Below are 13,901 nucleotides of genomic sequence, written 5' to 3'. Positions count from 1 at the left end.
GCCTCCCATGATCATCAGTACGCCACCGGACCCCCAAGACAGCCCGCACACCGATGCGGCCGGTGGGCGTGCGCATTTCCTGCAGGTATTTTTGTCGCAGCGCGCGCAGATGGAAGCCCTGGTCAGTCGCCGCGTGGGCTGCCGTGCCACGGCGGCCGACTTGGTGCAGGACCTGTTCCTACGCTTTTGGCGCCGGCCGTTGGTGCAGGTCGAAGAACTCAGTACCTACTTGCTGCGCTGCGCGGGCAACATCGCCATCGACCACTTGCGCAGTGAAGGCGCCCGTGCACGTAGCAGCGAAGGCTGGCTGCCGGAACAGCAGGACAATCAGGGTTCAGAGCCCCAAGCCGCCCTCGAAGCAGGCAATGACCTGCGCCATGTCGAGGCCGCCCTGCGCAGCTTGCCGGAGCGCACTCGGCAGATTTTCCTGCTCAACCGCATCCACGGCCGCAAATACGCGCAAATCGCGAAGGCCATGGGGCTGTCCCAAAGTGCGGTGGAAAAACATATGATGCGTGCCCTCGAAGCCTGCAAGGCCAGCCTTCGCGAACCCATGCACGCACGCACGCCAGGGAAAGCACCGTGAACGCGCCCCCCACGCCCGCCCAGGAACAGGCCGCCCTCGACTGGCTAAGCCTGCTGCACGACCAGCCCAGCAGCGGTGACCAAGCTATGTTCAGCCACTGGTTGCGTGCCGATCCTGCGCACGTCGAGGCCTACGCTCAAGCGCAGGTGCTGTGGGAATTGAGCGAAGTACCAGCACGCAAACTCGCGGACGAAGACGCCTTGGCCCTGCAGGGCTACCTCAACGCGATGGACACCGCGAAGCGTGCGCGCCTGGTGCGCTGGTCCGGCGCCTTGTCTATGGCCGCCTGCCTACTGGTGATGGTGTCGATGGCGGCCGGTTGGCAGCCGTCGCGCTGGGTCGATGACGTTGGCGCCGATTACTTCACGGCACCGGGGCAAGTGAAAACTGTGACCCTGGCCGATCAATCCCAAGTCACCCTGGATGCCGACAGCGCCATCGCTGTGGATTTCAGCCACGGCGAGCGCCATATCCAGTTGCGTCGCGGGGCGGTTTTTTTCAGCGTCACCCATACCGGCCAGCCGTTTGTGGTCGGCGCTGGCAGTGGCGAAACGCGGGTGCTGGGCACACAGTTCGAAGTGCGCCTGCAACCGGCCGGGGCCCAGGTGACAGTGTTGTCCGGCCAAGTTGGCGTGACGCCGTCCAAACAGGGCCAGCAGCAAATTCTGACCGCAGGCCAGCAAGTGGCCTACGCCGAGGGGCTGGCTGAACCGATGCACACCGTCGACAGCGAATCACGCCTGGCCTGGCGTGACGGTTGGCTCAACTACTACAAGGCGCCACTCGCCGACGTGGTACAGGACCTGCGCCGTTACTTCCCTGGCCGAATCCTGCTGCTGAATGATGAGATGGCCGCCAAACGCGTCAGCGGCAGCTTTCCGAGCAAGGACCCGCAGGCGGTGTTGAATGCCTTGCAGGCGGTGCTCGGGTTTGAACAGCACAACCTGTTGGGCCGCATGATTGTGCTGCGCTAGTTACCCATCAAGCCTTAGTTACGCGTAACTATCCTCGAGACGGCCTCTACGCGCCGGCCCCACCGAACCTTCATCGCAATCACCCAAACTTGTCACCAAACCGTTACACGTGGCGTGGATCATCCTCGGATTCCTGAACAAGTGGTCAGGAAGCTAAGCGTCGTCTGCCAACCCAGTGCCGGCGCGACTGCCCCATACAACAGAGCAACGTCAGTAAGGGATCTACAGGTGAACTACAACAATCTTTATGCCCTGCTATTAGCCTCGGGCCTGGGCGGCTTTGCACCGCTGGTTTTGGCGGACGACGCACAGGATGTGGGCTCGGTGAATATCGCCGGCAAACAAACGCTGGGCAACGGGCACATGATTCGCGAAGAAAGTGCCAAGGCGCGGTCGACGGTGACCAAGGAAGCCATGGACCAAATGTCGGCGACTGCCAACGCCATCGACAAGCTCAAATATACGCCGGGCATCAACGTTTCCAGCGATGATGCCAGCGGCACCAGTGGCACCAACTTCACCATGCGTGGCATGAGCTCCGATCAGGTCGGGGTGTCCGTTGACGGCGTGCCGATCAACGACTCGGGCAACTACAGCGTTTATTCAAACCAACTGGGCGACCCGGAAAACCTCGCCGAAGTGTTTGTCACCCAAGGCTCCTCCGAGGCGGACGGCCCGCACATCGGTTCCAGCGGCGGCAACATCGGCATGATCACGATCCGGCCGACTAAAGAGTCCGGGTTATTTGCCAAACAGATCGTCGGCGCCAATGACCTGCGCAAGACCTTCGTGCGGTTGAACACCGGCGATTTCGGCGGCCTCAAGACCTGGATATCAGCATCGCACCTGGAAGGTGATAAGTGGCGCGGCAAAGGCACGATGCGTAGCGACAAGGTCGAGTGGAGCAGCCTGTTCGAAGACGGCAGTGGCAACTCCACACTGGCGACCGTCAAATACAACAACCAAGAAAACTACAACTACAGCACCCTGAGCAAGGCGCAATTTGAGAACGAGGGGCGGCGCAAGGACTACGCGCAAACTCCAGTTTACAAGTCCGGCCTGCTGTCTTCGTCCTATAAGCTCAACCGCAATCCGTTCGAAAGTGTCAACGCCACGCTCACCCAACGTTGGCAGTTGCAAGACAATTTGGCGCTCACGGTTACGCCGTATTACTACTGGGCCAACGGTGGCAGCTTCAGCGGCCAGACCGCTTCAAGCCTGGGGCCCAAGTCCGACAAGGCTGGCAACTACGACCTGAGCAACCTGAAATCGGACAACTACTACCGCCCTTCGTGGACCGAGACCTGGCGCCCTGGCGTCACCGCGAAAATGAAGTGGGACATCAACGAACAACACAGCCTGGATTACGGCTACTGGTATGAGCGCGCACGCCAGCGCCAGACCCAACCCTTTATCGGGATCAACCGCGAAGGTGCACCCGATGATGTGTGGGGCGACTATAACAGCGGCGGCCAAGTGGTCGACAAGAACGGCGCGACCGTACAAGGCCGCCACTACTACACCGTCACCCCGTCGCAGAAGCTCTGGGTGCAGGACAGCTGGCAAGCCACCCCCGACCTGAGTTTTGTCGGCACCTTGGCTTACCAATATGTCGAGCGTGACGGCAACAACCTCGGCAGCCTGTACGACAAGCCGGAAAAACGTAACACCCGCTACCACCAGTTCCTGCCGGGCTTCAGCGCCAAGTACCAGGTCGATGAGAGTAACCAGGCGTTCTACAACGTCACCCGCAACATGCGTACACCGCCGAACTACGTGCTGTACAACAAGGGCGACTCCGTCAGCCTCAAGTCGGAACTGAGCTGGAACCAAGAACTCGGCTGGCGCTACAGCGAAGAAAACATGGCGCTGAACGCGACCCTGTTCTACATCAGTTTCAAGGATCGCCAAGTGTCGACTACTGACTCCGCCGGTGACTACATGGTGCTCAACGTCGGCAGCGTCGAGAACAAAGGTCTGGAGCTGGAGTGGAGTGGCCTGCTGCCACATCACTTCAACTACTACGCCTCGTACACCTATACGAAGTCGGAGCAGCAAGACAATTTGCTCAGCAAGAACGTGTTGTTGCCGACGGCGGGCAAGCAACTGGCCAACGTGCCGGAAAACATGTTCAACCTGGTGTTCGGGTATGACGACTCGCGCTTCTACGGCAACATCGCGGGCAAGTACGTCGGCAGCTTTTATGGCGATTTGACCAACAAGGAAAAAATCGACGGCCGTACGGTGTTTGACTTGAACGCCGGTATTTACTTGCCGGTCGACAAGAAGGTCATCAAGTCAGCGACCCTGCGGTTTTCGATGCTTAACGTGTTCGATAAGGAGTACTTGAGCTCGGCACGCACCGTGGCGTTCAACTCGGCACCGGTCAATGGCCTGGGGCCGAGCACGGCGTATTACAACGTGGGGGAGGAGCGTACGGCGATGGTGTCGTTGGAAGCTAACTTCTAAGGACGCTGCAGAACTAAATGTGGGAGCGGGCTTGCTCGCGAAGGCGGTGGATCAGTCAATACATGTGGCGACTGACACTGCGCTTTCGCGAGCAAGCCCGCTCCCACATTTGATCTGCTGTGTTTTACAAATGGGGTTACTTCAGCGCGGCCATGATCGCTTCAGGGTTGAACTCGCGAATCAGCGTGCCATTCACGTCCACAAACGGAATCCCGCCACCGCCCAACGCCTCATACGCCTGGCGCGCCTGGGCGTCTTTCTCGATATCCAGCGCCTGGTACGGAATGCCTTTCTGGTCCAGAAAACGCCGGATCTGCTTGCAGTAGCCGCACCACTCGGTGGAGTAGAGCACCACGCGCGCCGAGGCGCGTATTTGCTCTGACGCCACCTGCGAGGGGTTGAACAGCCGCTCGATCTTGCCCCAGTTCTGGATCACCACCACAACCAGTAGTACCAGCAGGACTTTCTTCAAGACCCCGCCGAGCATCAGTTTCGGCGCTTGAGCTGGTCGGTCAGTTGGGTCGGCAGGCCCTTGATGATCAAGGTGCCCGCGGCTTCGTCGTACTCGATCTTGTCGCCCAGCAGGTGCGCTTCAAAACTGATCGACAAGCCTTCAGCGCGGCCGGTGAAGCGACGGAACTGGTTGAGGGTGCGTTTATCGGCCGGGATCTCCGGCGACAGGCCGTAGTCCTTGTTGCGGATATGGTCGTAGAACGCTTTAGGCCGATCTTCATCGATCAATCCCGACAGTTCTTCCAGGCCCATCGGCTCGCCGAGCTTGGCTTGACTACTGGCGTAGTCCACCAAGGTCTTGGTTTTCTCGCGGGCGGATTCGTCCGGCAGGTCTTCACTTTCAACGAAGTCGCTGAACGCCTTGAGCAGCGTACGGGTCTCGCCCGGGCCGTCGACGCCTTCCTGGCAGCCGATAAAGTCGCGAAAGTACTCCGAAACCTTCTTGCCGTTCTTACCCTTGATAAAGGAGATGTACTGCTTGGACTGCTTGTTGTTCTGCCACTCGGAGACGTTGATGCGTGCTGCCAGATGCAGTTGGCCCAGGTCGAGGTGGCGCGAGGGGGTTACGTCCAGCTCATCGGTCACTGCCACGCCTTCGCTGTGGTGCAGCAGGGCGATGGCCAAATAGTCGGTCATGCCTTGTTGGTAGTGGGCAAACAACACGTGGCCGCCGGTGGAGAGGTTGGATTCCTCCATCAGCTTTTGCAGGTGCTCGACCGCCGTGCGGCTGAAGGTAGTGAAATCCTGGCCACCGTCGAAATATTCCTTCAACCAGCCGCTGAACGGGTGCGCGCCGGACTCGGCATGGAAGAAACCCCAGGCCTTGCCTTGTTTGGCGTTATAGCTCTCGTTGAGGTCGGCAAGCATGTTCTCGATGGCCGCGGATTCGGACAGCTCGGAATCGCGGGCGTGCAGAACTGCGGGTGTGCCGTCGGGTTTTTTGTCGATCAGGTGAACAATGCAATGACGGATCGGCATAGGCTTCTCGGCTGGTTGAAGGGGAGCGGTTGGCCTCCCCAAAAAGTCGCCCAGTGTACCGCACCCATTGGGCATGGCACGCTTCGAAGGACGTTTTGGCTGCTCTCTGACGGGCGATATGCCTTTTTTTCACGGTTTAGAGCGATAAAGCTGACCAAATGGGTATGTTGAGGCGGATATTTCCCCGTCTCTGTGCTAGTTTTGCCCCGTCTTACGCCAAGTCTCGGCGTTAAGCGTGCATTCAGCATCTGTCAGGTCGAACCAATCCCCGTTTCAAGCATCTATAACCCCGATCTCCGTGGTTATAGCCGGGGGTGCCAGGCCATGACGGTCGGGCTCGATGGCTGACACTGCACTCTGCAATCCATATGAATTTGATAGGGAAGGAACACCACAATGGCTATTACTAAAGACCAACTGATCGCTGACCTGGCTGAAGCAGTAGACGCACCGAAAACTACCGTGCGCGCTCTGCTGGACCAACTGAGCCAAGTTGTTGCTGATCAGCTGGAAAACGGCGGCGAAATCACTCTGCCAGGCGTTGGCAAACTGAAAGTGACCGAGCGTCCAGCCCGTACTGGCCGTAACCCTTCGACTGGCGCTGCCATCGAAATCGCTGCCAAGAAAGTTATCAAGCTGGTTGTGGCCAAAGGCCTGACCGACGCTGTTAACAAGTAAGACGCAGCAAAAAAACCGTGCTCCGGAGCAATCCGGGCACGGTTTTTTGTTGCCTGCGATTTGTGCCGGGCTTTGTGTGGTTAGTCGCGAACCCAGCGCTGGCGCCAGATCTGCTGCTCGTTCTTGGTCTGGAAGGTCCAAGCTACAAAGCGGCTTTGCTTCTGGCCCTGGGACATCTCCACCACTTGGCTTTCCAGCACGCCGGCTTTTTTGAGCGCGGTCTCGATCGCGGGCAAGTTCGACGCTTTTGACACCAGCGTGCTGAACCACAACACCTTGTGGGCAAAGTGCGCACTCTCAGCGATCAGCTGCGTCACGAAGCGCGCTTCACCGCCTTCACACCACAACTCTGCCGACTGGCCGCCGAAGTTCAGCACCGGCAACTTGCGCTTGGGATCGGCCTTGCCCAGGGCGCGCCACTTACGCTCGCTGCCCTTGGTGGCTTCGTCCATGGATGCATGGAACGGCGGGTTGCACATGGTCAGGTCAAAGCGCTCACCCGGCTCCAGCAGGCCCAGCAGGATCTGCTTGGGGTTGGTTTGCTGGCGCAGTTGGATGACCTTGCTCAAGTCGTTGGACTGCACGATGGCTTTAGCGGCGGCCACGGCGATAGGGTCGACTTCGGAGCCGAGGAAATTCCAGCGGTACTCCATATAACCAATCAGCGGATAGACGCAGTTGGCGCCCATGCCGATGTCCAGCACCTTGACGATTGAACCGCGCGGGATCTTGCCGTCGTTGACGCTGGCCAACAGGTCGGCAAGGAAGTGCACGTAGTCCGCGCGCCCCGGCACAGGCGGGCAGAGGTAATCCTGCGGGATATCCCAATGCTGGATGCCATAGAACGATTTGAGCAGTGCCCGGTTGAACACCCGCACCGCGTCCGGGCTGGCGAAGTCGATGCTCTCTTTGCCATAGGGGTTGAGGATCACGAATTTCGCCAGTTCCGGCGTGGTCTTGATCAGCGCCGGGAAGTCGTAACGGCCTGTGTGGCGGTTGCGCGGGTGCAAGGTAGCCTCTTTGCGCGGCGCGACGGGCTTGGCCGGGGCTGCGGTTTTAGGCTTCTTGCGCGGTGGTTTGGGTGTGCTGGGGGCGGTCATGTTGATTCTGGTGTTGGCTCAAAGTGGTGGGCATTGTCACACATTCCTGACTGAAAACAGGAATATCTATCTTTTGGGGGAGTAACCTGGATGTGCGTGTAATCGTAATTATAACGTGACGACTTATTCTTTAATGATTAGTTGACCTGTTACTTCTGACAGTAGATTGATGGTTTTTCAGTGTGTTAGTTTTTTATTGAAATATCAGGTTGGCCTCAATCTACTTAAGGTGATAACACAATGAATAAGCACTTTTCTGTAATTTTAGTTGGATCGATGTTGCTGGCGATGAATGCGTGGGCGGCTGAGGAGTCTCCTTCGGAGAATACGATGAATGGTAAAGCCGCCGGGACTATTATTGTAGAGTCAGCAGGCGCGTCTGCGTTTCGGGTCAGTGATGGCGACTTTGCCGATCCGCTCACTATTGGAGTGGCTGGGTCTTCACTTAGAGAAGGTAAAAACCTCTTTATTGAGAATATTGGTTCAAAGGCGACTAATATTAACATCCAGAATACAACCCTTGCTTCTCCGCTGAATCTTCCGGCGGGATCAAATGTCCAGTTTACTGTTATCTCGGGGAAATGGGTTTGTAAGGGGGTCATGGCGAATGGGAAAGTGGGCGATCCGGGTACAGGCCAGGTAAATGTTCCACCTGTATCGCAATAAGCCCGCCCTCAACCTGCTGCTCGCTCGTGGCAAGTTGATAGTTGCCATATTGATCAAAAAGCGCCCATAAAAAAGAGACCTGAGAAGGTCTCTTTTTTACATGGTTTCCAGCTTACAGACTGGAGATCCACACATGTGCTCGGCCAGCTTACCCAACGCCCGCTCAGCCTCGGCCAACTTGGCGGGTTCCTTCTCGATCACTTCAGCCGGCGCATTGTCCAAAAACGCCGAGTTGGACAGCTTGCCGTCCACTTGCTGCACGGCCAAGCTCGTACAAAGAGCATGGCAAAGACATAGTGATCGGCAGTGTGCTACGCGGGTTTGAGTATGCGAAAGCGCAAGTCAGAGCCAAGGTTGAGCATCCGTTTCGGGTGATCAAGCGCCAGTTTGGCTATACGAAAGTGCGCTTTCGTGGTCTGACGAAAAACAGTGCTCAGCAGACGACGTTGTTCGCCTTGTCGAACTTGTGGATGGTGCGAAAACGATTGTTGAATACTGGAGAGGTGCGCCTGTAATGCGGGCTAATCGCCCTGAAACAGCGCGACTTAGAGGAAAATCATGAATTAAGAAGTGGAAAGGTCTAATGATTCGACCGAATCAGCGCTTTTTGAACCTCACGCAAAGAGGGGATCAAAAAACGGTGGGTACTTCAGACCTTCCTTAGGGGGTGCACTTTCAACTTGGTGGCGGCGTGTATCAGGCCGATGCCGGCTCCCGAGTGCATCGGGAGCGCGGTGTTAGCGAGGTCTCCATCGTGAGTAGGAGATGTTGCTTGGTTAAACTCGATTAGCCAATGAGGCGTCCATGTCCAGTACGAACATGCGCCATTTTGAATGTCTTATTCTTTTGATTTCTGCGACGCCAACGAAATCCCGAATAGGACCCCGGCAAAACGAGCCGTATATTTTTTTGTAGTTCTGCGCTTGAAGTGACGTGATCAATTCGCTGAGCGGTATCTGACCCTTTGGGCGAATAATATCGATACTATGGGCCGCTGCTAATTGTTTCATTACTTTGTCCAGGTCTTGCGGCGTTTTGAGAATATCGTTGGTTACCATGTCTTTAGGCTTGAACTCGGTCAAGATATAGTCGGGTGCTAATTTGGGGTTAAGTGAATTGTGTGCTTTGCTTATATAGTTTCCATTCAGCCTTCCCGAAAGATGCTGTAGCAATCGGCTATCATCTGTCGCAATTGACGCGCCTTTAGGTGCGAAAAAATGAAGGTCCACTCCTGATGGAAGAGCGAATCGGAACTTCTCGGCACGCGACGCTCCGTGGCTGTAAATATACGCTTTAGTAGCGTTCGGACCTCCGCTGTAAAGCTCATATGAAGCGGGTCCATTGTGAAAACCAAGACTCCGTGTCTTAACGGTCAGCGTTTCAACGCCCATCTGGCCTTTGGCTATGCTGCCGTGTTGATACGCGAGACTGGTTTCCCTGGCTGCCCCCTTTGCCCCTGCTCTTGCAGCGCGCAAAGCTAGCCCGGCGCCTGCGCCTGCTTCGAGCAGACCGGTCCCGAGTGCAGCCCAACCTAATGCTTCTGAGAGGTCAGGGTCACTTTCTCGTAGTGCCGCAGAGGCGATACCAAAGCCCGCGGACACAGTAGCTAAACCTACCGCTGCTACCGTCCACCCTATTGAAGCACCGCCGGTAAAGGGTGCCAGTGCGATACCGATTACGCCGATCCCCACAGCGGCTACAACCGGGTTTTCGATCACTGGCGCGTGGGTAATGACAGAGTATTGGTTCAAGACCTCCGCGAACCCAGAGGGGTCACTTTTATTGACCGGGTCGTTGCTGCAATACCGATATCGATTTGATCCACCTGCACCAAACGGACTGATAGGGTCAGGAGCGTCAAAGCTTTGTTTCGCGGGATTGTAGACTCTCGCTCCGTTCCCCAGAGGATAATTACCGGTAACGCTGTCCATGGGGTGGCCGTTAAACCCAACCCACGAGCGCTGATCGATGGTATGAGGGCGATAGCCGTATGGCGTGTAAACAAAGTATGAAATTGAATTGGTAGACAGGTCGTAACTGGCAATCACCGAGCCTTTGATGTCTTTTACCTCGAAACTGCGGCTTGTTGTTGGCATGTTGCTGTCTTGGTTGATACTCTGCTGCAGCAATAAGCAGGAAGTGCTCTGGTTCATCAAAATGGAAGTGCGGTAGCTAAAAACTCCATTGCTGCTAAATACACCTTTCCGAGCGTATTGGAAGTCATCTTTATAATAGTACTGGTCGTAGTGGCCCGTACCTGAGCACCCAGCGAGTCGGCCAATGTTGTCGTAATGGTAGTCGAAACGTTGTTGTGCGTCACTGTGAACGGTTAATTGACCCTGGATATTGTAAGTGAGTGGGAAGCCGTCTTTGTTTATAAAATAACCAAGGCTGTCATATTTATAAGAATGGGTTTGTTGAGTCGTACCTCTCTGAAGTGTAGTGGATTGAGGTTGGCAGGGGTCTGCAGCCCCAAATGTGTATTTATCGATAAACGTACTGCCATTGCTTGTCACGGTACATTGAATCAGGTTGCCGGCCATGTCGTATATAAAATCCTGTCGGTCAATCACATAGCGGTCAGGCGTGGAGGGTTTATGGGGGCCGCTGCACAGATAGGTTTCGAGTTGCCCTCTGAAATCGTAACGGTACTCTTCCTTGCGCAACAGTGATGCACCTTGGAGTATTTCCATTTCAGCGATTAAAGAGGTGGTATACGTTGTTTTTAATGTAAGGGGTGGAAAACCTGTGGCATTGAATTGACGTTGAATTTCTTGACCGGATGCGTTGTAAGTGTACGCAGTCGTCATGGTCTTACCATGGGTTAGATCATTCAATGTTTCGGATTCCAGTCTACCTAACGGGCCATATATAAAGTCTACGGTCAGCGTTGCGCTGGCGCTGTTCAGTAGACGGCCTTGGGTGTCGTAAGTGTATTGAGTGCTGTTACCGAACGCATCAGTTGATCGCAGTAAGAGGCCTTGAATGGAGTATTCGTATCTTGCTTGAGAGGTAGTTGAATCACTACCTCGGTTAATGCCTCCGGTAATGGTTTCAGTAAGGGTGCGGGTTTGCGCGTCCCAAGCATTGCTCAGCTTAATGCGAGTAGATGAGGTGTTCGTTGCGCTGGGTTGAGTATCTGCTTTGCCCCAATTCCCGCTTCCGATATAGGCATAGTTCACTTTAGTGCCGCCGAGTACGGTAGCCGTCACGCGGCTCAGGCCATCTACTGTCTGGGTGCCCAGTGAAACTGTTTGGCCGCTGGATTCCAGCTTGGCAGCTGTCGCTACGGGTGCTTGGATATGGGCAGGAAAGTCATTAATCGTTGTGATACCGGCGGTTTCCATACGGCTTACGCGACCAAAAGCGTCGTAATTACGGTGAATCGCATATGCCTCGCTTGAAGTCTCGGTGGTCAGACGACCTAGGGCGTTGTAGCGATACGTCTGTGAGCTCACGAACTTACCATTGGCATGAAGATACGACTCGTGGCGTTGTTCTCCACCGGGTTCGTCGAATACCTGTATGGTGCGCCCGCCCGTTTCACTGCCTTGTACTACCCAGGTTGAGGTCTTGCGGTTGACCGGGTCGTACGAAAAATTCTCGGTCTCACCACTCGCGGCCCACTTGATTTCTGAGAGCTGCCCCCAGCGGTCATAGCTGAAGTTACGTGTTTGCGGGGGCAATTGCGTTTTATTGGCGGTGTAGTCGAATTGTGTCGTGGACGCCTCTCGACCTTGGGCGTCGTAAGTTATTTCGTATAACTTCAGCCATGAACCATCAGTGTGTAGCCACTCGTTTCGGATGGGGCGGCCCAACGTATCAAATACGTCTCTGCTTTGTTCTCCGAACGGGCTGGTACGCGTTACTTGAGTTTCGGTGCCAGCGTCTACGTAGGTGAAAGTGGTCGTGCCTTTGAGCTCGGGCTCGCCGGCATATACGGTTTGTTGGATTATACGGCGCTGCGCGTCGTATTCGTAAAGGGTCGTATTGTCTTGGGCATCAATGTGGGCCTGAAGCAAGCCGGTGAGCGTTTGAATGACTTGAGTTCCGGTGACTGCAGGTGCAGTGCCCGCGGTCACATAAGTGGTTGTAGTGAGTTGATTGTTGGAAAGCCCGTAGCCGATCGCAGTACTGACTACAGAGCCCGGAACGACCTTGCCGGCGGCGTCAAGGATAGATTGCGTGCTGTTCAATAACCGCCCATGGTGAGGTGAATTAATGTCAGTATCATAAGTATTCTCTTCAAGCACCATGTTGCCGTTCGCCCATGATGAGAGCCTGCCATTGGCATCCCCAACCGGGTTATAGATTGTCAATTTTTTCGAAGGTTTGAGGGTTGGACCTTTTACCAGGGCGTCTTTGACCGGCAGCCCATCGTAACTGTAGAAGGTCCACTGCAAGTCAGTCCGTTGGCCGTTGTTCAGGGTATAGACCTTTTCGGATTCGACGTGAACCTTGAAGTAATTTGGGTCGCCAGGGCAACGAATGGCCACCGGGAGGTTGAAGGTCTGTTGACCGTTACTGGTGACGTAAGGCGAAATAACCTTTTGGCGCAGCTCACGTGTACCCCAGGTCAACCCGGCTTTACCGAACAGCTGGTATCCCCAGCCGATAGGGTTTGCGTAATCACCTATGGCCGCAATAACACTCAAAGGCGTTGTGGGAGTGTTAACTCTTTCTGTTTTGACGAGTATGTCTTCTTCCAACATTCCCCGATAATAAGTCCACTCCGTTGTTACGCCGTTTTCTGTCTTTGAAATGATGTTGCCTAAGGTGTCCATTGTGATAACGACGACTTCCGTGCGAGCGGTCAGGTCGGGGTTGGTGTAGGTCGTGCTAGTGGTGCTTTCAATACGGTCTGGGAGGGGGTCATTAGCGGCACCCGTGAGGACAGTCCCTCCGTTTTTCACGGTTCTACTTAACTCAACGGTTTTCAATAATAAGCCATCTACCCAAGTTGTTTCTTTTGTCGGTAGGCGGTTGGTCGAAAACTGATATTCAGTTTTTTTATTGCCTATCTCCGTTACTGAGGTGATTTGGTTGCCTTTTGAGGTGGTGTAAATATATTGATTGTTTTGTATGATGGTCGCGTTGTTGTCGGTAATAAGGTGGTTGGAAACTTTGCCGTTCTGATAACTAATTGCCTCCGTGAGTCCGCTGCTGTGTTTTATTTTGCTGATAGAGTCGGTGTACTCGAACGCTGTCGTGTCTATCTGGTTGCTCTGCCGTACTGTACTCAACAAGCCCTCGGTAAATTGAAAATCCATCGTGTAATTGTCGTTGGTTCCTGGCCATACATCGAAAGTGACCTGCATTATGCTGCCGAGCATGGTGTAACCAACGGTCAATAGGGTTCCTGACTCGTCGGATACTGACTGTAGGCGTGGGAGCCACAGGTTTATGAATGAGTTGGTTTCTTTAATCAAATCCCATTGGAGGTAAATTTTATGCCCAGAGGGTGAACTTATTGTAGTTGGAAGATAATAGCCTTTATCTATTTGCGGGTTGGATGAGGGGGCTCGGAATTTGGTAAGACGTTCTTGTTTTCCACTTTTATGTGTGAATTTAAGTTGCTCGCTATCCCGGCTGATAACGACGTGGGGTAAGGCAATATCGCTTTTTCCGTCCCATGTCCAACTGGCTCCGTTCTCTAAGTAAATTTCGCCGAAATTGTTGCTCGGAATTATTGGTAGACGGTCTTCGTAAAAATAAGCATGGTTAAATCGGATACTACAATTTTCGAGGTAGTGGGTGCCGCGGCCCGACGTGTGGTAAACCTTCAGATCCAAAGTCGGGCCCAACCCATTATTTCCAACTAATTCAGCTATCGGGATAAATGTGCAAAATGCGCCCGAAAAGGGGTCGACCCCATGAATATTCGGGCTACCTTCGTCAACGACACGTTGTTTAACAGCTGTCGAATTAGCCATCTGG

9 protein-coding genes and 2 pseudogenes are annotated in these 13,901 nt (G+C 54.7%); 6 read left to right on the top strand and 5 right to left on the bottom strand.

The features are described 5' to 3' along the window. Positions 1–7 precede the first annotated feature (7 nt). From FW764_RS14135 to FW764_RS14125, 3 genes are all read left to right on the top strand, one after another. Entirely contained in the window at positions 8–586 is a 579-nt protein-coding gene (locus FW764_RS14135; RefSeq protein ID WP_446434441.1) for an RNA polymerase sigma factor, read from the top strand. After that, the gene (locus tag FW764_RS14130) at positions 583–1,560 is read left to right on the top strand and encodes a FecR family protein (protein ID WP_446434440.1); all 978 of its coding nucleotides are present in this window, start codon (positions 583–585) and stop codon (positions 1,558–1,560) included. Before FW764_RS14135 ends, FW764_RS14130 begins: the two co-directional genes overlap by 4 nt. A gap of 228 nt (positions 1,561–1,788) precedes the next feature. Next, a complete protein-coding gene (locus FW764_RS14125; RefSeq protein ID WP_446434439.1) occupies positions 1,789–4,029 on the top strand; it encodes a TonB-dependent receptor in 2,241 nt (746 codons plus the stop codon). A gap of 136 nt (positions 4,030–4,165) precedes the next feature. Here FW764_RS14125 and FW764_RS14120 read toward each other — a convergent pair whose 3' ends face one another. Both FW764_RS14120 and yejK read right to left on the bottom strand, forming a co-directional pair. Continuing rightward, the gene (locus tag FW764_RS14120) at positions 4,166–4,516 is read right to left on the bottom strand and encodes a glutaredoxin family protein (protein ID WP_446434438.1); all 351 of its coding nucleotides are present in this window, start codon (positions 4,514–4,516) and stop codon (positions 4,166–4,168) included. Next, positions 4,516–5,520 carry a nucleoid-associated protein YejK gene (gene yejK / locus FW764_RS14115; RefSeq protein ID WP_003171997.1) on the bottom strand — a complete coding sequence of 335 codons (1,005 nt, stop codon included), beginning with the start codon at positions 5,518–5,520 and terminating at the stop codon, positions 4,516–4,518. The genes FW764_RS14120 and yejK overlap by 1 nt, the downstream gene beginning before the upstream one ends. Positions 5,521–5,916: 396 nt before the next feature. On the opposite strand from yejK, the gene FW764_RS14110 reads away from it, so the two are divergent. Beyond that, a complete protein-coding gene (locus FW764_RS14110; protein ID WP_003188840.1) occupies positions 5,917–6,198 on the top strand; it encodes an HU family DNA-binding protein in 282 nt (93 codons plus the stop codon). A gap of 80 nt (positions 6,199–6,278) precedes the next feature. Here FW764_RS14110 and rlmF read toward each other — a convergent pair whose 3' ends face one another. Then, positions 6,279–7,298 (bottom strand): 23S rRNA (adenine(1618)-N(6))-methyltransferase RlmF, encoded by a 1,020-nt coding sequence (gene rlmF / locus FW764_RS14105; RefSeq protein WP_446434437.1) that lies wholly within the window; start codon positions 7,296–7,298, stop codon positions 6,279–6,281. Between the two features lie 240 nt (positions 7,299–7,538). On the opposite strand from rlmF, the gene FW764_RS14100 reads away from it, so the two are divergent. Next, entirely contained in the window at positions 7,539–7,964 is a 426-nt protein-coding gene (locus tag FW764_RS14100; protein WP_446434436.1) for a hypothetical protein, read from the top strand. Between the two features lie 112 nt (positions 7,965–8,076). Here the strand turns inward: FW764_RS14100 and FW764_RS14095 are convergent. Further along, positions 8,077–8,225, bottom strand: a pseudogene (locus FW764_RS14095) (hypothetical protein); the annotation flags it as partial. On the opposite strand from FW764_RS14095, the pseudogene FW764_RS14090 reads away from it, so the two are divergent. Beyond that, positions 8,216–8,479, top strand: a pseudogene (locus FW764_RS14090) (transposase); the annotation flags it as partial. The pseudogenes FW764_RS14095 and FW764_RS14090 sit on opposite strands and share 10 nt — an antisense overlap. A gap of 261 nt (positions 8,480–8,740) precedes the next feature. Here FW764_RS14090 and FW764_RS14085 read toward each other — a convergent pair. Further along, complete coding sequence (locus tag FW764_RS14085) at positions 8,741–13,897, bottom strand: RHS repeat domain-containing protein (protein WP_446434435.1); 5,157 nt, start codon at positions 13,895–13,897, stop codon at positions 8,741–8,743. Positions 13,898–13,901 lie beyond the last annotated feature (4 nt).

The sequence above is a fragment of the Pseudomonas sp. 1152_12 genome, assembly GCF_052850675.1.
This window is presented reverse-complemented; position numbering and strand designations above follow the sequence as displayed.